Annotated in this window: 24 protein-coding genes and 1 pseudogene; 6 read left to right on the forward strand and 19 right to left on the reverse strand. The window is 47.8% G+C overall.

The window, feature by feature from the left end; genetic code table 11:
• Positions 1–16: 16 nt before the first annotated feature.
• The 7 genes from XMM383_RS06475 to XMM383_RS06505 all read right to left on the reverse strand — a co-directional run bounded on the left by XMM383_RS06475 (position 17) and on the right by XMM383_RS06505 (position 7,400).
• Positions 17–946, reverse strand: a complete 930-nt coding sequence (locus XMM383_RS06475; RefSeq protein WP_173480458.1) for an electron transfer flavoprotein subunit alpha/FixB family protein — start codon at positions 944–946, stop codon at positions 17–19.
• Between the two features lie 12 nt (positions 947–958).
• Positions 959–1,708: an electron transfer flavoprotein subunit beta/FixA family protein gene (locus tag XMM383_RS06480; RefSeq protein ID WP_173480457.1), complete on the reverse strand. Its 750-nt coding sequence runs from the start codon at positions 1,706–1,708 to the stop codon at positions 959–961.
• A 406-nt stretch (positions 1,709–2,114) separates the two neighbouring features.
• Positions 2,115–2,864 (reverse strand): enoyl-CoA hydratase-related protein, encoded by a 750-nt coding sequence (locus tag XMM383_RS06485; protein WP_173494706.1) that lies wholly within the window; start codon positions 2,862–2,864, stop codon positions 2,115–2,117.
• A complete protein-coding gene (locus tag XMM383_RS06490) occupies positions 2,861–3,418 on the reverse strand; it encodes a DUF2889 domain-containing protein (protein WP_173494707.1) in 558 nt (185 codons plus the stop codon). Before XMM383_RS06490 ends, XMM383_RS06485 begins: the two co-directional genes overlap by 4 nt.
• 18 nt (positions 3,419–3,436) lie before the next feature.
• On the reverse strand, positions 3,437–5,107 hold the full coding sequence (locus tag XMM383_RS06495; protein ID WP_173483353.1) for an AMP-binding protein: 1,671 nt from the start codon (positions 5,105–5,107) through the stop codon (positions 3,437–3,439).
• Between the two features lie 67 nt (positions 5,108–5,174).
• Positions 5,175–5,492, reverse strand: coding sequence for an SCP2 sterol-binding domain-containing protein (locus XMM383_RS06500; protein WP_173480453.1), 318 nt, complete (start codon positions 5,490–5,492; stop codon positions 5,175–5,177).
• A gap of 120 nt (positions 5,493–5,612) precedes the next feature.
• Complete coding sequence (locus XMM383_RS06505) at positions 5,613–7,400, reverse strand: acyl-CoA dehydrogenase C-terminal domain-containing protein (protein WP_173480452.1); 1,788 nt, start codon at positions 7,398–7,400, stop codon at positions 5,613–5,615.
• 560 nt (positions 7,401–7,960) lie between these two features.
• On the opposite strand from XMM383_RS06505, the pseudogene XMM383_RS06510 reads away from it, so the two are divergent.
• A pseudogene (locus XMM383_RS06510) lies at positions 7,961–8,263 on the forward strand (transposase); the annotation flags it as partial.
• Positions 8,264–8,965: 702 nt separating this feature from the next.
• Here the strand turns inward: XMM383_RS06510 and XMM383_RS06515 are convergent.
• From XMM383_RS06515 to nfuA, 3 genes are all read right to left on the reverse strand, one after another.
• The gene (locus XMM383_RS06515; protein ID WP_173480450.1) at positions 8,966–9,241 is read right to left on the reverse strand and encodes an HU family DNA-binding protein; all 276 of its coding nucleotides are present in this window, start codon (positions 9,239–9,241) and stop codon (positions 8,966–8,968) included.
• A 151-nt stretch (positions 9,242–9,392) separates the two neighbouring features.
• The gene (gene lon / locus XMM383_RS06520; protein WP_173494708.1) at positions 9,393–11,813 is read right to left on the reverse strand and encodes an endopeptidase La; all 2,421 of its coding nucleotides are present in this window, start codon (positions 11,811–11,813) and stop codon (positions 9,393–9,395) included.
• Between the two features lie 419 nt (positions 11,814–12,232).
• The gene (gene nfuA / locus XMM383_RS06525) at positions 12,233–12,829 is read right to left on the reverse strand and encodes a Fe-S biogenesis protein NfuA (protein WP_173480448.1); all 597 of its coding nucleotides are present in this window, start codon (positions 12,827–12,829) and stop codon (positions 12,233–12,235) included.
• Between the two features lie 137 nt (positions 12,830–12,966).
• Between nfuA and XMM383_RS06530 the strand changes: the two genes are divergently transcribed.
• The 3 genes from XMM383_RS06530 to XMM383_RS06540 are packed head-to-tail and all read left to right on the forward strand — an operon-like array spanning position 12,967 to position 16,150.
• A complete protein-coding gene (locus XMM383_RS06530; RefSeq protein ID WP_173488540.1) occupies positions 12,967–14,133 on the forward strand; it encodes a cation:proton antiporter in 1,167 nt (388 codons plus the stop codon).
• 38 nt (positions 14,134–14,171) lie between these two features.
• A complete protein-coding gene (gene rlmD, locus XMM383_RS06535) occupies positions 14,172–15,521 on the forward strand; it encodes a 23S rRNA (uracil(1939)-C(5))-methyltransferase RlmD (RefSeq protein WP_173494709.1) in 1,350 nt (449 codons plus the stop codon).
• On the forward strand, positions 15,518–16,150 hold the full coding sequence (locus tag XMM383_RS06540; RefSeq protein ID WP_173480445.1) for an RluA family pseudouridine synthase: 633 nt from the start codon (positions 15,518–15,520) through the stop codon (positions 16,148–16,150). Before rlmD ends, XMM383_RS06540 begins: the two co-directional genes overlap by 4 nt.
• 52 nt (positions 16,151–16,202) lie before the next feature.
• Here the strand turns inward: XMM383_RS06540 and purC are convergent, their stop codons facing one another.
• The 3 genes from purC to dapA are packed head-to-tail and all read right to left on the reverse strand — an operon-like array spanning position 16,203 to position 19,196.
• Positions 16,203–16,913, reverse strand: coding sequence for a phosphoribosylaminoimidazolesuccinocarboxamide synthase (gene purC / locus XMM383_RS06545; RefSeq protein WP_173494710.1), 711 nt, complete (start codon positions 16,911–16,913; stop codon positions 16,203–16,205).
• Positions 16,914–16,954: 41 nt separating this feature from the next.
• Positions 16,955–18,310 carry an outer membrane protein assembly factor BamC gene (bamC, locus tag XMM383_RS06550; protein ID WP_173494711.1) on the reverse strand — a complete coding sequence of 452 codons (1,356 nt, stop codon included), beginning with the start codon at positions 18,308–18,310 and terminating at the stop codon, positions 16,955–16,957.
• A 10-nt stretch (positions 18,311–18,320) separates the two neighbouring features.
• On the reverse strand, positions 18,321–19,196 hold the full coding sequence (dapA, locus tag XMM383_RS06555; RefSeq protein ID WP_173483887.1) for a 4-hydroxy-tetrahydrodipicolinate synthase: 876 nt from the start codon (positions 19,194–19,196) through the stop codon (positions 18,321–18,323).
• Between the two features lie 153 nt (positions 19,197–19,349).
• Here dapA and bcp point away from each other — a divergent pair, with 153 nt between their 5' ends.
• Positions 19,350–19,799: a thioredoxin-dependent thiol peroxidase gene (gene bcp, locus XMM383_RS06560; RefSeq protein WP_173480441.1), complete on the forward strand. Its 450-nt coding sequence runs from the start codon at positions 19,350–19,352 to the stop codon at positions 19,797–19,799.
• Between the two features lie 55 nt (positions 19,800–19,854).
• Here bcp and XMM383_RS06565 read toward each other — a convergent pair whose 3' ends face one another.
• Positions 19,855–20,928 (reverse strand): AI-2E family transporter, encoded by a 1,074-nt coding sequence (locus XMM383_RS06565; RefSeq protein WP_173480440.1) that lies wholly within the window; start codon positions 20,926–20,928, stop codon positions 19,855–19,857.
• Positions 20,929–20,935: 7 nt separating this feature from the next.
• On the reverse strand, positions 20,936–21,172 hold the full coding sequence (locus tag XMM383_RS06570) for a sulfurtransferase TusA family protein (protein ID WP_173494712.1): 237 nt from the start codon (positions 21,170–21,172) through the stop codon (positions 20,936–20,938).
• 75 nt (positions 21,173–21,247) lie between these two features.
• Here XMM383_RS06570 and XMM383_RS06575 point away from each other — a divergent pair, with 75 nt between their 5' ends.
• The gene (locus XMM383_RS06575) at positions 21,248–22,657 is read left to right on the forward strand and encodes a M48 family metalloprotease (protein WP_173494713.1); all 1,410 of its coding nucleotides are present in this window, start codon (positions 21,248–21,250) and stop codon (positions 22,655–22,657) included.
• A gap of 44 nt (positions 22,658–22,701) precedes the next feature.
• Here XMM383_RS06575 and nadA read toward each other — a convergent pair whose 3' ends face one another.
• Genes nadA through pal form a run of 4 tightly spaced genes read right to left on the reverse strand, consistent with a single transcriptional unit; the run spans position 22,702 to position 25,855 of the window.
• Positions 22,702–23,745, reverse strand: a complete 1,044-nt coding sequence (gene nadA / locus XMM383_RS06580; protein ID WP_173480437.1) for a quinolinate synthase NadA — start codon at positions 23,743–23,745, stop codon at positions 22,702–22,704.
• Between the two features lie 57 nt (positions 23,746–23,802).
• Positions 23,803–24,489: a 7-cyano-7-deazaguanine synthase QueC gene (queC, locus tag XMM383_RS06585; RefSeq protein WP_173488535.1), complete on the reverse strand. Its 687-nt coding sequence runs from the start codon at positions 24,487–24,489 to the stop codon at positions 23,803–23,805.
• A 2-nt stretch (positions 24,490–24,491) separates the two neighbouring features.
• Positions 24,492–25,337 carry a tol-pal system protein YbgF gene (ybgF, locus tag XMM383_RS06590; protein ID WP_173494714.1) on the reverse strand — a complete coding sequence of 282 codons (846 nt, stop codon included), beginning with the start codon at positions 25,335–25,337 and terminating at the stop codon, positions 24,492–24,494.
• Positions 25,337–25,855 (reverse strand): peptidoglycan-associated lipoprotein Pal, encoded by a 519-nt coding sequence (gene pal / locus XMM383_RS06595; protein WP_173480434.1) that lies wholly within the window; start codon positions 25,853–25,855, stop codon positions 25,337–25,339. Before pal ends, ybgF begins: the two co-directional genes overlap by 1 nt.
• Positions 25,856–25,896 lie beyond the last annotated feature (41 nt).

Consider the following 25,896-nt stretch of genomic DNA (forward strand, 5'->3'; position numbering starts at 1 on the left):
GATATTAATGAAGGGCTTACAACTTGCCCTCTAACTCGGGTACTGCCTCAAAGAGGTCTGCCACCAGACCATAATCTGCCACCTGGAAGATTGGGGCTTCTTCATCTTTGTTGATCGCAACAATGATTTTGGAATCCTTCATACCTGCCAGGTGCTGAATGGCACCGGAGATACCCACCGCGATGTACAGATCCGGCGCAACCATCTTGCCGGTCTGACCTACCTGCATATCGTTAGGAACAAAACCTGCGTCAACTGCGGCTCGGGATGCACCCACCGCAGCGCCGAGTTTGTCTGCCACTTTGTAAAGCAGGTCAAAGTTCTCGCCGTTGCCCATACCGCGACCACCAGACACCACTACGGATGCAGCAGTCAGTTCCGGACGGTCACTCTCTGCCAGTTCTTCACCGACAAAGCTTGAGATGCCCGCATCACAGGATTCACCTACAGTTGAGATTTCAGCTGAGCCGCCGCTGTTTTCAACCGCATCAAAAGCGGTACCGCGCACGGTAATGACTTTGACAGCATCAGCGGACTGCACAGTGGAAATTGCGTTACCTGCATAGATTGGGCGTTTGAACGTATCTTCCGACTCTACAGAGATAATGTCGGAGATCTGGTTTACATCCAGCAGCGCAGCAACCCGTGGTAGGAAGTTCTTTCCGGTTGTAGTAGCAGACGCCAGAATGTGGCTGTAATCTGCAGCAATGCTCAGAACCAGTTTGCTGACATTTTCTGCCAGCTGATGTTCATATGCCGGGCTATCCGCAGTGAGTACTTTGCTTACTGCAGGAATCTGTGCCGCTGTATCTGCCACAGCACCACAACCGCTACCCGCCACCAGTAGGTGCACGTCACCGCCAATTGCTTGTGCTGCCGCCAGTGTATTTAAGGTAACTGGTTTAAGTTCTTTGTTATCGTGTTCAGCTATTACCAACGTAGTCATCACTCAACCTCCTTAAATCACTTTTGCTTCGTTGCGCAGTTTCTCGACCAGCTCATCCACCGAGCCGACCTTAATGCCTGCCTGACGTTCTGCAGGTGGCTCTACGCGAAGCAGAGTGATATTACTGCCGACACTGACACCCAGATCATCCGGGCTCAGTACTTCCAGAGGTTTACGTTTTGCTTTCATGATATTTGGCAAGGCTGCATAACGTGGCTCGTTAAGACGCAGGTCTGTAGTCACAATGGCTGGCATGGCCAATTCAACTGTTTGCAGGCCGCCATCGACTTCACGGGTTACCTGAACACTGTCACCCGATACGTTAACTTCAGAGGCGAACGTACCTTGTGGACGATCCAGAAGCGCAGCCAACATCTGACCGGTCTGGTTATTGTCTGAATCGATCGCCTGTTTGCCCAGAATCACCAGACCTGGTGCTTCTTTCTCAACGACTTTTTCCAAGAGCTTGGCAACGGAAAGTGAATCCGGTGCATCTTCAGTCTCGATACGAATACCGCGGTCAGCACCCAGTGCCAGTGCAGTTCGAATCTGCTCTTCACAGCTTTTGCTACCAATAGAAACCACAACAACTTCATCCGCAGTGCCCGCCTCTTTAAGACGTACTGCTTCTTCCACTGCGATTTCACAGAAAGGGTTCAGGGCCATTTTTACATTGGCCAGATCAACATCACTGCTATCTGCTTTAACGCGCACTTTGACGTTGTAATCTATGACACGCTTTACAGCGACCAGTACTTTCATAACTGCCTCTTCTATTTCTTATCCGGCTGTTGTTTTTAGTTATGTTTAAATACTAGTTGCGGACCAAAATTCAACAATGACAAAAAGCAGCTACATAACTGACAAAAAATGGCATTAAGCAACAAAGCCTCGTAAATAGTGGCTTACAGAGGCGTTTACAAACAAACAAAAACAATCAAAAAACACCAAAAAAGGCAGAAAGGTCTGCACAGCAACATCTGCTGCTGGCAGATAAAGTATGAAAAGTCAGAAAAACGAGGGCTGTTGGTTGCTATCTTTATCGCTATAGCTGGCAATAGCGTAGCGGTTTCGGCCGTTATCCTTAGCGACATAAAGCGCCTTATAAACGGAAATATTCACTGAAAAATAAATAAGTTAGGGGAACAGAAAAGGGGCTGTTGCCCCTTTATGATTTCTGTAAAAAAGCCATAAACGCCTGACGCGCTTCGTCCGAAAACAGTCTCTCGTAAAATACCTCAAGCTCTTCATCAATCACAGCAAGCAGGTTTTCCTGATACTGCTTTTTCATCAGACGCTTGGATTCCAGAATCGCCTCTTTGGGTAAACGAGCCAGCGCTTGCGCTCTTTCTCTGGCAACGTCGAGATAGGTTTCAACTTCGGCTATCGCATTTACTAAACCGCTCTGTTGTGCTTTTTGCGCACCAAATGGGCGGCCTTCAATCAGGAGTTCAAAGGCCTGCCTCTGGCCTAACATCGAGGGGATGATCAAAGTTGCCCCGGCTTCCGGAACCAAACCCAGATGTACAAAAGGCATCTGGCATTTAAGATCCTCAGAGGCGATCACCAGATCACAGTGCATCATCATGGTGGTTCCAATGCCAACCGCATTGCCCTGTACGGCCGCCATGAGAGGTTTTTTATAGGTGGCTATCTGATGCAGAAAACTGACCACGCTTTTCAGATTTTCGCGGGAGCCCATACCTGAAACGAAATCCTGAATATCGTTTCCGGCGCAGAAGCTTTGCCCCTCACCGCGGAACAGTACCACTCTGACATTTTCATCCGAAGCCGCCTGATCCAGATAGGATACGGCCTGTTCGTACATATTCAGGGTAATCGCGTTTTTCTTATCGGGTCGATTCAGCGCAATCTCAGCGACACCATCGTTCACCTTGTATAGAACCAAATCTGTCATCCGTTCACTTCACTTTCCGGTTGGTAAAATTGCGGCGCGTAGGTCTTTACCATCTCACTGCTCTGCCCCCAGGTATGGCAACTATTGAGCATTAGCTTAGCTCCGGTTTCCAGAACATCCTCTTTGCTCACAGGCCATAGAGTCTGTACGGCGGTGGTCGCTACCACTGGCAACAGCTCATTCATATGGGTACAGCCTAAAACGCCACCCAACTTCTCTTTTGCCTGTCTTAGCCACCCAGGACCAATACGGGTACCTTCTAACTTACGAAAGGCATCCGCAATTCTGGGGCACATGCGAAAGGGGCTGCTGTCGATACAGGCTTCCACTTCATGAATTAAGAACCGGCGATCCATGGTCACCCGGATACTCATATCATGGTAGTTTTCACCTGCAGAGACATAACCGTCCCGCTCAAGGTTATCGATATCATAGGCTTTGATATCGGTCATTCTTGCTTCAATATCCCATAGCTGATCATCACGTTCGAAGCCATTACACATCACATTACGATTATGATGCTTTTTACGACGAACGGGTTTTGAGAGCGGCATAAGCAATGTTCTCGCTATTCAGGCAGCATCAGATTTAGTTTCAGGTGTTCTCAGCATTCGACGCAGAACTTTGCCTACATTGGATTTGGGCAGTTCCTGTGCAAACTTAACCTGTTTAGGGACCTTGTAGCGGGTCAGCTTATCCTTACACCATCCGCGCACTTCTTCTGCGGTAAGAGATGGATTACTGGATACAACAAAGACTTTCACTACTTCTCCCGATATATCATCAGGTACACCAATGGCGGCACACTCAACGATATCCGGGTGCAGGGTCAGAGTATCTTCAACTTCGTTTGGATAAACATTGAAGCCGGATACCAGAATCATATCTTTGGCACGATCCACAATGCGGATATAGCCTTCATCATCCCGGGTCGCGATATCACCAGTAATGAAGTAACCATCATCTGTGAATGCGGAGCTGGTTTCGCGTTCACGTTGCCAGTAACCACGCATTACCTGCGGCCCTTTGACGCAAAGTTCACCCGCTTCACCATTTGGCACATCCTCGCCATCTGTGCCAATCAGACGCAGATCGGTATGTACCATTGGTTTACCAATAGTGCCCAAATGAGTCTGGTTTGGATCGTTGAAGCATACGGCTGGAGAAGTTTCGGTCAGACCGTATCCTTCAATGATTTCGCAGCCGGTTTTTTCTTTCCACAAAGCTGCGGTTGATGGATTCAGGGCCATGCCACCGGATGCGGTGAATTTAAGGCTGCTGAAATCCAGATTTGGAAAATCCTCGTTATTGCAGAGTGCAACAAACAAAGTGTTCAAGCCCACAAAGGTACTCATATTCCACTTGCCCATCTCCTTAACAAAACCCGGAATATCACGCGGATTTGGAATAAGTACGCTGTGACCACCCAACAGGGAGACCACCTGGGCAACCGTAAAGGCATAGATATGATAAAGAGGCAGCGGTGAAATAACGGTTTCAGCCCAGTTCACACCCGGCATCACCAATCGCTCTTCAGCTTGCAGCATATTGGAAATCAGGTTTGCATGAGTGAGTACCGCACCCTTGGACACGCCAGTTGTACCCCCGGTGTACTGCAACACGGCAACATCCGCCGTTTTTACCTCAACTGCTTCGGGTGATTCACCCACATACTGCATTAAAGCCTTACGCAGTGGCACGGCTTGCGGAAGGTTGTAATCCGGCTCCATTTTCTTGAGATATTTAACGGCTGCATTAAGCAGATTACGCTTAATGAAATCATGCAGGTCTCCCACCTGCGTCACGATCAGATGTTCAATGGCGGTGTTCTGCAATATTTTTTCTGCTTTGTGCGCCATGCTTTTGTGAATGATCAGCGCCTTGGCACCGGAATCACAAAACTGATGTTCCATCTCATTGGAGGTATAAAGCGGGTTGGTATTCACAACCACCAGCCCCGCTTTGAGAATGCCAAACAGCACAATAGGGTATTGAATCAGGTTGGGTAGCTGGATAGCGACGCGGTCACCGGGCTGAAGACTGGTTTCTTTTTGTAGATAGACTGCAAACGCATCCGATAACTCATCCAGCTCCTGGTAATCGATGGTACGTCCAAAGCTGGTGAATGCAGGGCGCGCTGCATATTTTTCGACACTGTACCGCAGGACATCGGGTACGGTCTGAAAGCCATATGAATTTATATCAGCCGGAATAGTATCCGCCGCAGGTAGCTGCTGCACCATCGTGGGCTCCTCAATAGTTATTCTTATAGAGAACCTGAAGGTTCAAATTTATTTGTTGTAATAAATTTTAGGCTACAGGGAAAATCGCAGCCAGTTTAGTTGCCAGCATAATATCGCCATCTGCCTGGATACGGCCACTCATAAACGCCTGCATGCCGTCAGTTTCTCCTGACATCACCTCTTCAAGTGTTTCAGTGTCCATTCGCAGGGTAACGGTCGCATCATCATTACTACCTTCTGTCACTTCGCAACTGCCGTCCTGTACAGTTACAAACCATTCACCACCGTCACTGATTTCATACTGGAACACTGCATCTGTGCCCGCTGCAGCATCTGCATTAAAGCGACTTTTCATTTCGGTAAAGATTGAATTCATATCAGCCATTTGTGTACTCCCGGAACTGTTTTTATTTTTAAGTTGATAACGTTTGGCGTTCAGTTTGAGCAGGCCGCGCAACATTGTGCGGCCTACTGGGTTGTTCAGAACTCTTTTCATACTGCCGCCCTAAAACGCAAACTTCTCTTGATCCAGTGCCATCAGGTTATCTGAGCCTGACTGCATAGTTACCACCAGAGAACGTGTGCGCGGCAGGATGCGTTCGAAGTAGAATTTAGCGGTTGCCAGTTTGGCTTCGTAGAACGCCTGATCACCCTCGCCTGCAGCCAGTTTTTCCTGAGCCACTTTTACCATTCGAGCCCAGAAATAACCCAGTACCACATAGCCGGAGTACATAAGGTAATCCACCGAAGCAGCTCCCACTTCATCTCGGTTCTGCATTGCTTTCATACCGATCTGCATAGTGAGTTCACCCCACTCTTTGTTCAGTTCAACCAGAGGTTTGATGAACGCCTGCAGTTCAGTGTTATCTGATTCAGCCTGACAGAACTTGTGTACGATTTTGGTAAAGCCTTTCAGAGACTCACCCTGAGACATCAGCACTTTGCGACCCAACAGGTCCAGCGCCTGAATCTGTGTGGTGCCCTCATACAACATTGATATGCGGCTATCACGTACGTTTTGCTCCATACCCCATTCGGAGATAAAGCCGTGACCACCAAAGACCTGCAAACCGTGGTTAGCGGATTCGAAACCCACTTCAGTCAGGAAGGCTTTGGCAATTGGTGTCAGGAATGCGAGCAGCGCATCTGCTTTCTCTTTTTCCTCACCTTCTGTCAGCTTCACCTGGTCTACGAGCTGTGCACAGTAATAGATTAATGCCCGACCACCCTCTGCAAAGGCTTTCTGGGTCAGCAACATCTTACGCACTTCAGGGTGAACAATGATTGGATCGGCAGGTTTATCCGGGCTTGCAGGACCATTCAATGAACGCATCTGCAAACGGTCTTTTGCGTAGACCAGAGAGTTCTGGAAACCCCATTCGGCATGAGCCAGGCCCTGCAATGCGGTACCCAGACGTGCAGTATTCATAAAGGTGAACATACAGTTCAGACCTTTGTTTGGCGGACCAATCAGATAACCTGTTGCATCATCAAAGTTCATGACACAGGTTGCGTTACCGTGAATGCCCATCTTGTGTTCAAGCGAACCGCAGGACACACCGTTGTTCTCACCCAGAGACTGTGGAAGATGTTTAGGCACAATAAACAGGGATATACCTTTAGTGCCTTCAGGTGCATCCGGAAGACGTGCCAGTACGATATGCACAATGTTGTCTGCCATATCGTGATCACCGGCCGAGATGAAGATTTTGGTGCCGCTTAGTTTGTAGCTGCCATCTTCCTGAGGCTCTGCTTTAGTTCGTAGCATACCCAGATCGGTACCACAGTGAGGCTCAGTCAGGCACATCGTGCCGGTCCACTCACCAGACACCAGTTTGGTCAGATAAGTTTCTTTCTGCTCATCGGTGCCGTGAGCATCCAGCGTATTCATCGCACCATGACTCAGACCCGGATACATACTCCAGGACCAGTTGGCTGTACCCACCATTTCGTTGATGATGATACCGATGGATTCAGGCAAGCCCTGACCACCCCACTCCTCTTCATGAGCCAGCGATGGCCAACCACCTTCAACAAACTGCTGATAGGCATCTTTAAATCCTTCTGGAGTCGTTACTGCACCATCACTCCACTGGCAGCCCTGCTGGTCACCAATCTGATTCAATGGTGAAAGAACACGCTCCGCGAATTTAGCACCCTCTTCCATGATCGCAGACACCATATCCGGAGTCGCATCTTCGCACCCAGGCAGGCTCTGATAGTGCTGCTCTGCATTCAATACTTCGTTCAGCACAAAATCCATGTCACGAAGTGGCGCTTTATATTCTGGCATTACATCATCCTCATCATTCTTGTTATGACTACCAGTTCTTAGAGGGTAATACTGATAGTCTCGCTGAACCTTTTTACTGGTCCAACTAAGCTTTATTGGTTTTATTAAGCTTGGTTCAAAGGGCATGATCCGCCAATGACAAAACCCACCAGTTTTACTGACAAAAGATTTCAGAAACCATTAAAGCCAAGAATTACGAGGGATTGAGGGGCTGTTTACTTACATAAACAGCCAAAGAAAATGACAATTTCAATCAGAAGATGTTTTTACCCGGGAGGAGCTATTCGCCAGTCCTATGACAAACTGCCCAACAAGTGACGGCATAGGAGCAAATCGATAAGAGCAAAAAAAAAAACAACCAACGGCAGAAGCGTCTGGTTATATAACTGCTCGATCAGGGAACCAAAAACAACCGATAACAGCATAGAAACCACACCAACAAAGCTGGAAGCAAAATGAAAAAGCTCCACTAGCTTAGGGAAATGGGATGGACTCCCCCAATCCCGGCATCTTGTGCCACATTGAAGGTGAGATAATCAATCGAATAGCAGGAGTCCACCATGAAAAGTATACGTATCGGTTTCGATTTGGCCAAAAACGTCTTTGAAGTTTTTGCTGTCGATCACCAAGAAAAGCCTGTTGTACGGAAAACGATCAAGCGCGCCAAGGTATTAGAGTTTTTCGCTCAACAGGAGCCCTGTATTGTGGGCATGGAAAGTTGCGGAGGGGCACACTACTGGGCCAGAGAGCTTCAGAAGCTCGGACATGAAGTTCGCATGATGGCACCCCAGTTTGTAGCGCCGTATCGTAAAAGTGATAAGAACGATCGCAATGATGCTGAGGCGATCTGTGAAGCGGCTACCTTCATCTTCCCATCAGAGTTATAGGGTGCCTTGGCATAAAGGGAAAATCCCCTTTTCATTCTTTCCCAATGCTTTTCACTGACTAATAGCTTCTCCGGGTCATGTTCTAATGATTGATAAAACATCCAAACAAACTTTAGATAACGTTCAGCCCCTAGAAAACGAATTGCATACCAACTAGAACTATAAAGCTCACCCGTAACCGAATTTACACTGCATGATGAAGAATATTCTTCAATTTCTCCTGCCGTTAACGGCTTAAGCTTCCTAAGTTCCTCTTTAAAATTCAATGAACGCTCATCATAGAAGCGATAGAGGTGTTGAATCGCTCGCTGATCCGTTCTAACAGTATTAACCCGCTTTCCTGATTGGAACCTCTGCAAAGTATAAGAAGCCGCTAGCGGATCAACAAGACCGCCTACCATCACAATTGGTAAGGTGATACCACCTAGTTTTTCAAATCTAACATCCTCAATTTTGATCTCTGCCATCTAATGAAACACCCTGTTTATTAAACGATTCGATTAAGACAGCTTAGTATAAAATTAAGAAATTATTTGAAACGATCGGTTTATGAACGAATATTTTTACTTCGATTGAAGAATGAAACACTTCAATTTAGAACAAGAAAGGCAAGAAACAAAAAAGGCTCCTATGAACAGGAGCCTTTGGAAATCTATCAACAGCTATTGAAACAGTTTCTTATTTATTCACGGCATCTTTCAGAGCCTTACCTGGCTTGAAAGATGGTAGAGTCGCTGCAGAGATCTGGATTGGCTGACCAGTCTGTGGGTTACGACCAGTGCGTGCTGCACGCTCTTTAACACCAAAAGTACCAAAACCAACTAGTGCAACAGAGTCGCCTTTAGCTAGTGCGCCAGTGATTGCTTCTAGAGCGGCGTCTAGAGCGCGGCCAGCAGCTGCTTTTGGAAGATCTGCAGATGCAGCAATAGAATCGATAAGTTCTGATTTGTTCACGTTGTGCCCCTTAAAAGAGAGTATGTTTTGTTTGTTTTGTGTTATGAAATAACCGTAAACACTTTATACCAACTGTTTAAAACCAGTGTCAACATTAAAAACCCAGAAAATACGGTGTTTTCAGCGAGTTTCATAAAATTGACACTTAAGTCTAGTGTGCCGTTCTTGACCCAGTAGTTAATTTTTCACCTTTAGTCTCACTGGTTAGCTCTTCAACTTCGGCATCATCCAATGGAACAGGCTGCTCTACTAATGCAACTTCCAACACCTGATCAATCCATTTAACCGGCTTAATCTCTAAATCTGCCTTAATGTTATCTGGAATCTCTTTCAGATCTCGGCGGTTCTCTTCTGGAATAAGCACCGTTTTAATACCACCGCGGTGCGCAGCAAGTAGCTTCTCTTTGAGACCACCGATAGGAAGAACCTGACCTCGCAGAGTAATCTCACCCGTCATGGCCACATCTGAGCGAACAGGAATCCCTGTCAACGCTGAAACAAGAGTCGTACACATACCGATACCAGCACTGGGACCATCTTTTGGTGTTGCGCCTTCAGGAACGTGGATATGAATATCCTGTTTTTCATGGAAGTTGGGTGCGATGCCTAGAGACTGAGCGCGATTCCGAACGACCGTCAAAGCGGCTTGGATCGACTCTTTCATGACATCGCCTAATGAGCCTGTCAAAACCTGACGGCCTTTACCTGGAACTACTGCACTCTCAATGGTCAGAATTTCACCACCGACTTGCGTCCAAGCCAACCCTGTTACTTGACCCACCTGATGCTCATCTTCTGCACGGCCAAAGTTAAACTTCTGAACCCCAAGGTAGTGCTCAAGGTTATCACTGTTCACAAGAACGGATTTAGCGGTTGATTCACCGAGCGCAATCTCTTTAACGACTTTACGAGCGACTTTAGCCACTTCTCGTTCAAGGCCACGCACACCCGCTTCACGGGTGTAGTATCGAATCATATCGATGATCGCTGAATCATCAATCTCCAACTCTTTCACCTTAAGGCCATTCTGTTTGATCTGTTTAGGGATCAAATAGCGACGTGCGATGTTCAGCTTTTCATCCTCTGTGTAACCCGGGATGCGAATAATCTCCATACGATCCAACAATGGACCCGGAATGTTCATCGAGTTAGAGGTACAGACAAACAACACTTCAGAGAGATCATAATCCACCTCTAGGTAGTGATCATTGAAGGTGCTGTTCTGCTCAGGGTCCAGCACTTCTAGTAGAGCAGATGCAGGGTCGCCACGCTGATCCATACCCATCTTATCGATCTCATCAAGAAGGAATAGCGGGTTTTTAACACCGACTTTGGCCATCTTCTGAACTAGCTTACCTGGCATAGAGCCAATGTAGGTTCGACGGTGACCACGAATCTCGGCTTCATCTCGCACACCACCCAGCGCCATACGGATGTATTCACGATTGGTCGCTCGGGCGATAGAACGCCCTAAAGAGGTTTTACCGACGCCAGGAGGTCCGACTAAACAGAGAATTGGACCACGCAGCTGACGTACACGCTTCTGTACCGCTAGGTACTCAAGAATACGCTCTTTGACCTCATCCAAGCCAAAGTGATCTTTATCCAATACTGCTGAAGCACGCTTCATATCCAGACGAACTTTAGAGCGTTTGCTCCAAGGAATCTGTAGCATCCAATCGATGTAGCCACGAACAACGGTCGCCTCAGCGCTCATTGGTGACATCATTTTTAGCTTATTGAACTCAGCTTTAGTTTTATCCAACGCTTCTTGCGGCATACCCGCTTCATCAATGCGTTTTTCTAGCTCGTCGAGCTCTCCACCGCCATTCTCATCCAGATCACCCAGCTCCTTCTGAATCGCTTTCATCTGCTCATTCAGATAGTACTCGCGCTGACTCTTCTCCATCTGTTTCTTCACACGACCGCGAATGCGCTTTTCAACCTCGACTAGATCAATTTCAGACTCCATCAGTGACATCAAATGCTCTAAGCGAGCTTTCGCATCCAGCATTTCGAGAATGGACTGTTTTTGATCAAGCTTAAGCGACATATGAGCCGCGATCGTATCGGCCAAACGACTTGGCTCATCGATGTTATTCAACGAGGTCATGACCTCATTGGGGATCTTTTTGTTAACTTGGATGTACTTCTCGAACTGTTCCAGCGTCGAACGCTTGTAGAGCTCAGCCTCAGACTGGGCAACCTCCTCCTCTTCAAGCACTTGAAGGTGAGCCGCATAGTGCTCCGCCTCTTCAAAGAAGTCACTAATAGAAGCTCGATACTCACCTTCAACTAACACTTTTACAGTGCCGTCGGGAAGCTTAAGCATTTGCAGTATGGTCGCGACCGTGCCTGTATGAAAAAGATGATCCATCTTAGGCTCATCTTCAGAGGCACTGCGTTGTGCAACTAACAGAATCTGTTTGTCACGCTGCATCGCCTCTTCCAAAGCTTGGATCGACTTTTCGCGCCCAACAAACAGAGGGATGACCATGTGAGGGTATACAACCACGTCTCGAAGCGGGAGAACCGGTAGTTCAATTTGAACACTGCTCTGATTATTTTCCATGATGCATACCTCTATAGTGAATCTTTTACCGATCTATAAACTGACTATAAGTCATTTATGGGGATCCGTTACGAAAATGCAAGCAAGGGAGCCTACGAACAAGTCCATAATTTCTCAGCGCGATCTGAAACATTCAGATACGAGGCGGATTGAGCAATTAATGGCCGTCGTCCTTAATAAGCGATCCAACGCTGTAGATGGATGTTTCACGTCGCGCCCTACGGGGCTTACAATCAAACCCATCCTCTTCGTTGTGCTTTCTCGACTTAGCCCGCTAGGCCTTCGAAAACACGCCTTGATGCTGAATTTGATTGTAAGCCTGAGATGTCATGGACTTATTCGTAAGCTCCCTAGAACAGCCCACAAATTGAAAAACGCCTCTAATGAGGCGCTTTGGGTGTCTAGTTAACAATCTCACGTTATTTATAGTAAGCCTGTTCACGCTGGCTGTGATCTGTGACATCTCGAACTCCGACCAGACCAGGTACTTTTTCAATTAAAGTCGCCTCAACACCGTCTTTTAGGGTCATATCAACGGCACTACAACCCTGACAACCACCACCGAAACGAAGGATAGCGACAAGTCCAGCCTCCTCTTCAGAGACCTCTTCGAGCTTAACTTCGCCACCGTGTGAAGCTAGACCGGGATTAACCTCTGAGTAGAGAATGTAGTTAATCTGCTCTTCGATTGGGCTGTCGGCAGACACCTTAGGCACTTTGGCATTCGGCGCTTTAATCGTTAACTGACCGCCCATACGATCAGTAGCATAGTCAATAAACGCTTCATCAAGGTAGGGAATGCTGTTCTTCTCAATGTAGAAGCGAACCTGTTCAAGCTGCATCACCTCGTCCTCATCATTGACCTCATCAGGACGGCAGTAAGCTAGACAAGTTTCCGCATAGGTTGTGCCCGGTTGTGTCACAAACAGACGGACCGCAATGCCTTCAACGTTCTGCTTCTCTAGAAGCTCGGCAAGGTAACCTTGTGCACCTTCTGTCACTTCAATATTTAACATCAAAACTCTCCAGTAGTCGTACCGATAATGCGCTATAGGATAGCGAGTTATTAATTCCGAGTAAAACACTCAATTATTTAAACGTAACGATTTTCTCTCTCACTTGTTACAATTTGCTCATCCACCGGAGAGCACTCATGCTAGAGCACAGTCTGTTTACATCTTTCTTTCTTATTTTTACCGGCGCAGCGGTGCTAGCCTCTGTAGCACTGTTTACACGCCAGCCCTTGCTTGTTGCTTATATTGTGCTTGGGGCACTGCTCGGACCTTACGGTCTTGAACTGGTCTCCGATACTAATCTACTCAGCGATATCGCTCATATCGGCATTATCTTTCTGCTGTTCTTACTGGGTTTGGATATGCAGCCTGCCCATCTGATCCATATGCTCAAGAAGGCAACACTGGTGGCGATTGCCAGTTCGGCACTGTTCTTAGGCTTAGGTTTTAGCGTGGGTAGCCTGTTTGGATTCAGTCAGGCTGAGTCAGTTATCATCGGTGCTGCAGTGATGTTCTCCAGCACGATCATAGGGATTAAGCTGCTACCCACGACCGTCCTACACCACAAACACACCGGAGAACTGGTCGTCGGTCTTCTACTGTTGCAGGACGTGATCGCCATTATTGTCCTGTTGATACTCAACTCGGGAGGTGACAGCGATCCGATGAGCAGTTTCGTCAAATCGGCCATCGCACTACCGGCATTGGGTATTTTTGCATGGGCAGGCGTTCGCTATGTCATTTTGCCCTTACTGATGAAGTTTGACCGTTTTCATGAATACATTTTCTTAGTGGCGATTGGCTGGTGTCTTGGCATGGCTGAGGCGGCAAAACTGGGTGGCCTTTCGGCCGAAATGGGTGCCTTTATCGCGGGCATTGCTCTGGCAACCAGCCCAATTTCGCAATACATCGCAACCAATCTAAAACCGTTGCGCGATTTTTTCCTAATTCTATTTTTCTTCTCAGTCGGCGCCAGCTTCAATTTAAATCTAATTGGATTAATCATAGTACCTGCGCTGATCTTAACCATCGCCGTTCTGCTATTAAAACCGGTTATTTTCCGACTGCTTTTAGGTCGAATCAGTGAATCACCTTCAATAGGCTGGGAGATAGGCTTTCGTTTGGGACAAATCTCTGAGTTTTCGTTACTGATTGCCTATCTCGCTTTTGCAGGTGGTTTAATTGGCACTGAAGCATCCCACGTTATTCAGGCCACCGCTATTTTAAGCTTTCTGTTATCGACCTACATCGTCATCTTTAACTACCCTTCACCAATCGCGGTTAAAGATTCGCTTAGAAAAGATTAACTGGCCTAAAAGCCGACATTTAAGAGTATTAAGTTCCCATGCGCAGACGCACCGTTAGATATGGCGGCCCTAAAAAGGCCCCTGCAAAAGCCACTCACTCCCTGCCAGAGAGTATTCAGATTGAATCTCTCTCTTTGGAAGGTCGGGGAGTCGCAAGAGTCGACGGCAAGGCACTGTTTATCCAGGGAGCACTACCAGGTGAAACGGTCAGTGCTACTTTGACTAAAGCAGGTAAGCGCTTTGATGAGGCGGTTGTTAATGAGATTCAAACGGGTTCAGATGCCCGTATCCAACCTAGCTGTGATTATGCTGGTGAGTGCGGTGGCTGTGATCTTCAGCATTTAGACCCTGAGCGTGCAGTAGAATTGAAGCGTGACCAGATACTCAGCACACTTAAGCGTCAATCCAATCTTGAGCCACAGATCACTGAGCCCCCTATCGTCTCGGAACAAAAACTCAACTACCGCCGCTCCGCTCGTGTCGGTATTAATCAACGTGAAAGTGGTGATTTAATCATCGGTTTTAGACGTTCTGAATCTAATAAGCTTATTGATATACCTAGCTGTCCCGTCCTGACCGATCGGTGTAACCGTTTTTTAGGCGCACTGCGCGAACGCCTGGATGGACTGGATAAACTTAAGACATTAACGCATCTCTCTTTGAGCGATGGCGACAACTTACTGGCGGTTGAGATACGTGCTAAAAAGCGCCCATCAGACGAGATTATGGGTGCCCTAACCTCACTAGCCGTCAATGAGGGCATCAACTTACGAGTGAGTTTTAATGATCAAACCCTGACTCTGAATAGCATTGAAGAGCCGGAGTTCATCAATAGACAGCGTGATATCCGTTATCAGTTTGATACCAATGACTTTATACAGGTGAATGCTTCTGTCAACGAAGCTCTCATTGAGTGCGCAATTGAGTGGCTAAAGCCTAAGCAAGAGGATCGTCTTCTCGATCTTTTCTCAGGGCTCGGTAACTTTAGCCTACCTTTAGCAAAACTGACCAAAGAGGTGGTGGCAGTTGAGGGCGTTTCAGCTATGGTCGAACGCTCACAAGCCAATGCAGCACTCAATGTGATCGACAACTTAACATCCATCAAATCAGATCTTAGCAACGTCAATACAGAGACAGCTTGGTTGAATAGCCCGTACGATCTTATTCTTCTTGATCCGCCAAGAAGTGGTGCGGCTGACCTGATTCCTCACCTGCAAAATCTTGGAGCAAGAGCCATCCTCTACATCGCATGTGACCCAATGTCGCTGGTGCGCGACAGTAAAACACTGTCTGATATTGGCTTTTCAATGACGCGATTCACAGTCGCTGATATGTTCCCGCAGACTCATCACGTCGAATCAATTGCACTGTTTGAGCCGACACCATGATCCAGTGTCACTATGAAGATCAGGATATGCTGATCTTAGAAAAACCGGCTGAAATGCTCTCTGTCCCCGGACGAGGAGAGGATAAGCAAGACTGCTTATGGAGTCGTGCCGTTGAACAGTGGCCTGATGCGTTGATCGTGCATCGTCTCGACTGTTCAACGTCAGGGCTGATGGTGCTTGCTCGCTCAAAAATGACTCATCGCGAGCTCAGCATACAGTTTCAAAATCGTATTCCATTCAAACGATACGCCGCCCTAGTCAGCGGCGAAATGAGTCAAGCTGATGGCTGGGTTGAACAACCCCTTCGTTGTGACTGGGATCGCCGTCCCCTTCAGATCATTGATCACGAACAGGGAAAGCATGCGCTCACCTTCTACCGTAACCGAGGCCTGGAGCTAATCAATGGGCACACAGCCACTCGATTATCACTCTACCCGATTACTGGGCGTTCCCATCAGCTTAGAGTCCACTGCCAATACCTGGGTCAGCCAATATTAGGCGACAACCTATATGCTGAAGGGGAAGCGTTGACCTGTTCAGATAGACTGATGCTCCACGCTGACCTACTTGAGCTTCACCACCCTATTTCTGGAGAACGCCTGAGCTTTTCATCCCCCGCTCCCTTCTAAAGACAAAAAAGCCGGCATATTAAGCCGGCTTCTTGATGCGTTTTGATTGGAATTAAAAAGTCATTCCAAGACGGCGACCCACCTCTTCATAGGCTTCGATGACACCACCCAGCCCCTGACGGAAGCGGTCTTTATCCATCTTTTCACGGGTCTCTTTATCCCACAGACGACAGCCATCTGGAGAGAACTCATCACCTAATAACACTTCACCATTGAAGACGCCAAACTCAAGTTTGTAATCCACCAGTAACATACCAGCATCATCAAACATCTTCTTCAACACATCGTTAACTTTGAAGGTCAGTTCTTTTGCTGTGGCTAGATGAGCAGGCTCAGCCCAACCAAAGGTCTCAACAAGAGACTCATTGACCATCGGGTCACCCAACGCGTCGTTCTTAAGAAATAGTTCAAAGGTCGGCGGATTCAGCTCCAGCCCCTCTTCGACGCCGATACGGCGACAAAGCGAACCCGCTGAGATATTACGAACAACACACTCAACAGGCATCATGTCGAGTCGTTTTACCACAGATTCGTTATCAGACTGCAGCTCAACGAAATGAGTCGGTATACCCGCATTCGCAAGAGCCGTCATAATAAAAGCGTTGAACTTATTATTGACCATACCTTTACGATCAAGCTGTTCCATCTTTTTGCCATCAAACGCCGAGGTATCGTCTCTGAACTCCATGATCATTAGATCTGGGTTATCAGTCGTAAATACCGATTTCGCTTTACCGGCATATAGCTCTTCACGCTTTTCCATTCAAAACTCCAAGGTAACCATCGATGCTGATGGTTTGAAACTTACAAAGACAGGTTATCCTTAACTGTCCACAAAAATTCTTCAGCACTTTCAGAGCTAACTGGCTCACCCTTGTCATTATGAACAGAGAGGATCACCCCAGTTCTGGCGCGATTAAAGCGAACCTGAAAACGCTTATACAGCTCTAAATCACCAGATTCAGAGTTAACTCGCTTCTGATTATCTTGACCAAAAACGTATACAACGCGCTTACCTACCCACACTTTAAAACCATCCATTGCCTGCAGCTCTTCTTGAGTAGCCTTGGCCCCTTTGACGATGGCATCTGGATCACTTGAGTAAACAACGTCTTTATCAATAGGATCTTCAACAGAGTTAGGATTCACTAGATCAAGTGTAATAGGCCCAGATTCTCGGTTTTTCAGCCAATCTAAGAAGCCACTGTACTCTTGCTCTTTTAATGTACTCTTAAAGGTAAGATAAATTGCTCCAGACTCTTTATCTCGGGTCCCGACATCCACACCCGCTCTATCAAGAGCATCATTTACCATAACCCAGGCTTCGTCAGCAGAGGCCCTGATATTGAGAAGTGGCTGATTTCTTGAATCCTTGCCCATCTGAGCAGTAGGCCCAGAACCAACTTGGAAGCGAGAAAGCGTAGGCGCGGTAGAAGCTACATCCCCCTTACCCAAATAGTTCAACATGGCAAACATAATCTCGTTGGAGTACGCCAACTCAGTCGCATCACTGCTCCAATCGAGCTCACTCTTATCAGCACTCAATGCAATTTGAGCATGCTCCATGCTGATGGCTGTTCTCTCGGTGTTATCCGGGTCAGGACGCAAACGCACTCGCAGTTTGTTGAGTGAGGGCTCATTCGCTTCAGAGTTAAACTTGACGGTATTCAAAAGACGCTGAAAGTAGTTAAGATCCTCGCCTGCAACCTCTATCCACTCTGACTCCATCACGCCCGTTTTCGGGTCCGCAATGGCCAGGTTGATATTGGCATCCTGCCAAAATGGCTTTAATTCAACCCAGACCTGGTCAATCGGTTCATCGACTAGAATGACACGCTCACCCTCAAGTGGTCGAATCGATGCACGATCATTGCCATCAACGGCAAAAAAGAACTCTGGGCGCGGCGCTTCAGGAACCAGTTCGTTTGATACAACTTCCGATTCATTTATCTCAGGAACCTGAAGTAGATCTTCAGTGCTCTTGGCATTGATACCCTCAGGGATGACAAGACGTTTACCCGGCTGTGCAAGAGCGTACTCTTGACCGCGATCACGGATAACACCCTTCTCGCCGTATATCGGGTTCGACTTGATTGCATCCTGCATCGTACAACCCGATACAACCAACGTTCCACACAGCATCCAAAAGCGAGCGTTCATAGTAGGGACCTTAAATCAAACCTGTCTGTTTCAGCGCAGCAACAACCGTTGGGCGATTCTCTTCAGATAGCGGCGTCAAAGGCAGACGAATCCCCTGACCAATCAAACCCATCTCATACATGGCCCATTTCACTGGAATAGGGTTGGATTCAACAAATAGATCTTTATGCAGCGGCATCAGCTTCTGCTGTAGTGCTCGAGCTTCGTCGAACTTTTTATCCAAGCCGAGCTGGCATAACTCGGCCATCGCCTTAGGCGCTGCGTTAGCGGTAACAGAGATATTCCCGTGACCGCCAGCAAGAATGAGCTCGATCGCGGTGGCATCATCGCCTGAGTAGATTGCGAAGTCGGCTGGTGCGTTATCGATCAGGTATTGAGCACGCTCGATATCACCGGTCGCCTCTTTGATTCCGACGATATTTTTCACCTCAGCCAGACGAAGCGTTGTCTCTGGCAACATATCACAGGCCGTACGACCGGGAACATTGTAGAGAATCTGAGGGATATCAACGGCTTCAGCAACCGCTTTGTAGTGTTGGTAGAGACCTTCTTGAGTCGGTTTGTTGTAGTAAGGGGTCACCAAAAGACAGGCATCAGCACCCGCATCTTTGGCACCGCGAGTCATCTCAATCGCTTCACGAGTAGAGTTAGCGCCTGTACCGGCAATGACCGGCATTTTGCCTTTACAACGCTCAACAACGCGAGCCACCACCTCTAGGTGCTCATCATAATCCAGTGTCGCAGACTCTCCAGAGGTACCCACAGCAACAATTGAGGCTGTACCCTGTTCGATGTGCATATCGACAATGCGATCTAAAGCCTGCCAATCAATATCACCGTTATCGTGCATCGGCGTTACCAGCGCAACGAGGCTGCCAAGAATCATATATTTCACCTTATTATGGCTCGGTTGCTGATCTCTAAGGCGTTATCCTTTTAATGATCAGCAAGAATACTATTTAGCCAACCATTTTAAACGATTTCCGGGTAACATTCGTAGAGGCACAGTAACTTTTTATTGCATTACTAGGAGATAAAGATGGTTGAAGTCGGTCAAACAGCTCCGGACTTTGAAGCAAAGGACCAGAATGGAGAGACAATCACGCTAAGTCAGTACAAGGGTAAAAAGGTTGTTCTCTACTTCTACCCTCGTGACAACACGCCTGGCTGTACCGCTCAAGCTTGCGACCTGCGAGATAATATTGAGCGATTGGCGGACAATGGCTATCAAGTGATCGGTGTGAGCACAGATTCAGAGGCCAAGCATCGTAACTTCATCGAAAAGTATGATCTTCCCTTTCCACTTATTGCCGATACTGACAATGCCGTTCATGAACTCTACGGAACCTGGCAGCTGAAAAAGAATTACGGCAAAGAGTACATGGGTACGGTCAGAACCACCTTCATCATCGATGAGCAGGGCAAGGTTTCTGATGTAATTGCCAAAGTCAAAACCAAAGAGCACACCGCTCAGATATTGGGCGACTGATCGATACGATAAGGGGTGCCTCAGCACCCCTTCTTTTTAAAATTGACGATCCAACTTACCCTGCATCAGATGGGGGCAGTTCATCCGCTGTAGGCCAAGCTGAAACGATCGACTTAACCAGAGTCGCCAACGGGATAGCAAAGAACACACCCCAGAACCCCCATAGCGTTCCAAACACCAATACAGCGACAATGATAGAGACCGGGTGCAAATTAACCGCTTCGGAAAAGAGCAAGGGTACAATCACGTTACCATCGATCGCCTGAATGATCGTATAGGCAAGCATTAGGTAGAGAAACTGATCGCTCCAGCCCCATTGAAAGAAGGCAATCAGCGCCACTGGGACAGTCACCACCGCAGCACCGATATAAGGAATCAACACCGACAGACCAACCAACAAACCAAGTAGCGCAGCATAGTTGATACCCAGCAGTGCAAAAGAGATAAAGGTAGCGACACCAACGATTAAAATTTCAATCGCCTTACCGCGGATATAGTTAGCCAACTGAGAGTCCATCTCGTTCCAGACCTGATCCATCATCTCCCGCTTCTTAGGCAGAAATGCAGTCCAACCAGCGATCAAACGATCACCGTCCAACAGGAAGAAGAGCACCAGAATAGGCACCAAAACGAAGTAGATCAGCGCGGTTAACACACCCGTTAGAGAGCTTAACGAGAAGCTAAGTAGCCACTGCCCTAACTGACTCAGCTCAGCGGCAGCGGTGCCGATAAGGTTGCGAATCTGTTCAGCAGAGACCAATTCAGGGTAGTTCTGAGGGAGCAGCATCAATACCTGCTGCAGCTTGGTCACCATGCCGGGCAGCTCATTGAACAGGTTAACCAACTGCGTCCAAACAGCAGGGAGAATGAACAGGAACATTGCTACAACAAAACCGGTAAAGGCGATAAACATCGTTGCAACGGCACTTTTGTGACCCAAGCCAATGCTTTTCAATCGATTGACACCGCCCTGCATCATGAAAGCAAGAATGAGCCCTGCAAAGACCGGAATCAGCGCACCACCTAAGTGCCAAATCACCAAACCAGAGACAAACAGCAGTAAAAAAAGCAACAGTGCCTCCTCATTTGAGAAGTAACGTTGTACCCATTTACTAAAAATCTTTTGCATCGCTCAATTAACCTCTGCGAAGAAGGTGAATATAGGTTTGGTTGTTCTCTGTCGTAGAGATCAACTCATGATTCGACAGATCAGCATAAGCTTTAAAGTCACGTACAGAACCCGCATCCGTCGCAATCACCTCAAGCACCTGCCCTACTTCAAGGCTGTTCAGCGCCTGCTTGGCTTTCAATAACGGCAGCGGACAAGCTAAACCGGTCGCGTCGACTCTTTTATCAATGTGAATCTCTGTCATACTAAAGTCAGTGTAAAAAGCGAATCTATCGGCGCAATGTAACTGATATACAGAACAAAGGCTATGCTACCTCTGATGCGAACCCCTTTAATCATTCTACTATCCAGCCTTATCTGCTTTAACGTGCAAGGCTCAGAGAAGCTGCCCTCCCTAGCAGGCAGCACCAACTCGAGCTATCAGCTTGAGCAAGAACGAGCACTTGGCCAGGCCTGGATGCGCATGATGAAAGCCCAAGCCCAACTTCTAGACGATCCGATTGTCGAGAGCTATCTCAAGGATCGATTATGGTACCTATCTCCCTTTTCTGAGCTACAAGATAAGCGGTTAGATCTATTGGTCATCGACCAACAGGAGGTTAATGCCTTTGCCGCACCGGGCGGCATCATTGGCATCAATGCGGGTCTGCTGCTAGCAACAGAGACAGAAGATCAATTAATGTCGGTGATCGCTCACGAGCTTGCCCACTTAAGTCAGCGTCACTTTGCACAACAACAGGCGGCCAGCGAGAAGCGACAACCACTAGTATTAGCTGGCATCGTCGGCAGTATTTTACTCTCTAGCATCAACCCCAACGCAGGAGCGGCCGCACTTCAAGGCACTATTGGAGCTTCAGAAAATGCAAGACTTAGCTTCAGTAGACAAAATGAGCTTGATGCAGACCAAGCAGGCATGCGCACGCTGGTTGCCGCAGGGTATGACCCTCAAGCTATGCCACAGATGTTTGCACAGCTAGCGCAAGCCAATCGTTTTTCGGGCAGCGCTGTACCCGAGTTTTTACGAACCCATCCAGTGACTGAATCGCGAATCGCTGATTCCACTAACCGTGCCATGAATTTACCGAGCGCTAGTACAGAGCATCGTGACCACCAAAACTTTATGATTGCCAAATCGAGAGTGGCTGTTAAGTATGGCGCTGAAAATCAGCTACTTAACAACTCAGAATTAGATGAGTCAGCCAAGCATTTTACTCACTACTTAAAAGCGCTCTCTGTGAATAACAACGAGGAAGCGCAAAACCACTGGGAGGCACTCTCCAAAAGCTGGCAACAACACCCTTGGGTGCAACTCAGTCGTTTAACTCAACTCTCTCTCAGCGGGCAAGCGACTGGACAGTTAATGGATGAGCTAACGGACCTCTACCCTAATGACCTTGCCGTGCAAGCGACACTGGCCAAGAGTTATAGAGAACAGGGGAATGTATTACAAGCGATCAGCCTTTACAGGAAACTGCTTAGAGATCACCCCAACAATACACTGTTTCTCTACCATCTCGCCGAGCTATATGGCTTGATCAATGATATAGAGCAGCTTCACCGTACCCGAATTGAGTTCTTTTTTCAGCGAGCTGAGTTTGATCTAGCGCTCAGACAGGTAGAGTTTGCCCGCAGGGATGCTAGAAACAATAGAGTTCAACTGGGTTGGCTCGAACAGAGGGAGAGAGAGATTCGAGCAGACCAACTGAGGTTTGATGAACTGTTTAAATAAAGGTTGATGTGAGCAACAGGGAGAGTCACTCACTCAATTAGAGATTAGCGGGCTTGAAAGCTCAACATTCTCTCAAGTGGGCGAAGCGCACGTTGACGAAGCTCTGGATCGACAAAGACCTCTTCACGGCCATGACGCAGTCCATCCAAAATATTTTCAAGGCCGTTCATTGCCATCCAGGGACAGTGTGCGCAACTTCGACAGGTTGCACCAGAACCTCCGGTGGGTGCTTCAATAAAGGTTTTGCCTGGAGCAGCCTGCTGCATCTTAAAGAAGATGCCTCGATCGGTTGCTACAATGAACCTATCGTTTGGTAGATCATGAGCCGCTTTGATTAACTGACTGGTAGAGCCCACTGCATCGGCAAGCTCGACAACAGAAGCGGGCGATTCTGGGTGAACAAGCACCGCAGCGTCTGGGTAGACCGCTTTAAGATCTAACAACCCTTTCGCTTTAAACTCTTCATGGACAATACAAGAGCCATCCCACAACAGCATCTCTGCGCCCGTTTGATTCTCGATGTAACTACCCAGGTGCTTATCAGGGCCCCAGATGATCTTTTTATCCTGATCAACCAGATGTTCAACGACTTGCAGTGCGATACTCGATGTCACCACCCAGTCCGCTCTGGCCTTCACCTCGGCAGAGGTATTGGCATAAACAACCACTTCATGATCAGGATGTGCATCACAAAACGCACTAAAGTCTTCGATAGGACAACCGATATCAAGTGAACAGGTTGCTTCCAAAGTAGGCATCAAGATGCGCTTATCTGGGCTAAGAATCTTAGACGTCTCACCCATAAATTTTACACCAGCGACCACAAGAGTAGATGCCGAGTGATTAGCACCAAAACGCGCCATCTCAAGCGAATCAGCAACACAACCACCGGTCTTCTCTGCCAGTGCTTGAACCAGAGGATCAGTGTAATAGTGAGCGACCAAGCATGCATCGCGCTCTTTCAGTTCAACCGCTATCTGCTCTTCAAGATCAGCGACTTGAGCAGGCGTAAGATCACTGGGCAGATGCTCTTGAGCAAAATGCTCTTGCACCATAATACGTTGATCAAGATCTGCTTTTGTTTGCATACCAACCTCAAAAAGTGACGTATAAAGCAACGTCGTAACGAGTCAATTAGTTAAGAGTTAGACTGGGATATAACGTGTCGGATCCGAAACACCCGCATCATCAAAGCCTTTAGCTCGTAGGCGGCAACTGTCACAGCGACCACAAGCCCGGCCATCATCGTCTGATTGATAGCAGGAGACAGTCAAAGCGTAGTCCAGACCCAAACGATGACCGGCTTGAATGATCTCTGCTTTAGTAAGATCAATCAAAGGTGTCTCAATTTTGAATGGCTCACCCGTGACGCCGTTTCTAGTCGCTAGGTTTGCCATCTCTTCGTAGGCCTTAATAAACTCTGGACGGCAATCAGGGTAGCCCGAATAGTCCACAGCATTAACACCTATAAAGATCGCATCCGCATGCAAAACTTCCGCCCAGGCCAGCGCCATAGAGAGGAAGATCGTATTACGAGCAGGCACATAGGTGATAGGAACGCCCTCGGTTTCACCCTCAGGCACCTCAATCGAACTATCGGTCAGGGCAGAGCCACCGAACTGAGCAAGATCAAGTGAAAATACGCGATGCTCTTTTGCACCAACAGAGGCACAAACCGCTTTGGCGGCATTCAACTCAGTCAAAGCGCGCTGCCCATAGTCAAAGCTTAGCGCGTAACACTCATACCCTTGATCAGCAGCAATCGCCAATACCGTAGCAGAGTCAAGGCCGCCTGATAGCAGAACGACCGCACGTTTCGTCTTTTGATTCATAGTTATGAGCGAGGCTTGTAGTTACGAGCTAGACCTGCAGCTGAGCTTTTCGGATACTCATCAAGCAGTTGTTTAAAACTGCTCTGTTGCGCAGCAGAATCACCTAAACGATCCTGCACAACACCCAGTTTATAGAGTGCATCTGGGCGCTTACGATGGCCAACAAACTGAGAAACCACCGTTTCAAATGCGACTTTGGCTGAGTCTAGTTGCTGCTGAGCAAGCTTCACTTCGCCAATCCAGTAGTAGGCATTCGCTAGGTTATCACTGCTAGGATAGGTCTGAATAAACTGTTCAAAGGCTTGAACTGACTCATCAAACTTACGTTCACGAACCAGTGTAAACGCCTGCTGGTAAGCCACTCGATCACTGACTGTAGGTTCAGCAGGGGCTACAGGTGCTTCCGCCTCAACAGGAGAACCAGCGACGGTCGTCTCAACTGGCTGTGTCGCAGCAGCGCTACTTGATACGGGTGCATTTGTTTCGGAAGCAGCCCGATTCTCACCGAGAGCCACACTTGGAGACGCTGTCTCAGCAACAACAGGGTTAGACGTAACTTGGTCAGCAACAACAGGAGCCGGCGCAGCAAGCGGGTCAGCTTGTTGAAGCACTAAAGAGCTTAGGCGGCGATCCATATCACGGTAACGATCCAACTGCTCTTTTTCGAGCTTTTGTAGACGATACTGCTGTGTCTCGATCTCACCACGCAACTGACGAACCTCAGCCTGCAACTGCTGCAAAAGAAGAACCAGTTCACTGTTGGCAGATTGGGAATGTTGTGCCGCAGAAACAGAACTGCTGGCAATAGTGCCAGCAGTCAGTAGAGCAATCAGTAGACGCAATTTCATTAGCGGCTAGTGTAGCTCAGTTCTACACGACGGTTTAGCGCCCACTCAGCTTCAGTGTGGCCAAGCATAGCTGGCTTCTCTTCACCGTAAGAGATAGTTTCGATCTGGTTGCTACCAGCACCGTTAACCATCAGAAGACGAGCAACGGCGTTAGCACGCTGTTCACCCAGTGCAATGTTGTACTCACGAGTACCACGCTCATCAGCGTGACCTTCTAGACGAACAGTTGCACCTGGGTTGTTCGATAGATACTTAGCATGCGCTTCAAGATCAGAGAAACCTTCTTGTTTAACAACAGCCTGATCGAAGTCGAAGTAGAAAACGGTGCGCAGTTTAGCAACTTCAGCAAAAGAGCCAGCAGTCACATTGCTGCCATCAGCGCCTTGAGTGGTTGCTGCATTATTGGTAGCTGCACCATCTGCACCGCCATCCGTTGTTGTGCTAGTTGAACTACAACCTGCAACAAGCGCTACGGCTGCTGCAAGTGCTGCTACTCGAGTCATTGCGATTGCGCGCATCGTCAATCTCCTAAAATAAATTTTTATTGGTCCTATTGGAT

Source organism: Marinobacterium sp. xm-m-383, from assembly GCF_013283255.1.
Classification (GTDB): domain Bacteria; phylum Pseudomonadota; class Gammaproteobacteria; order Pseudomonadales; family Balneatricaceae; genus Marinobacterium_E.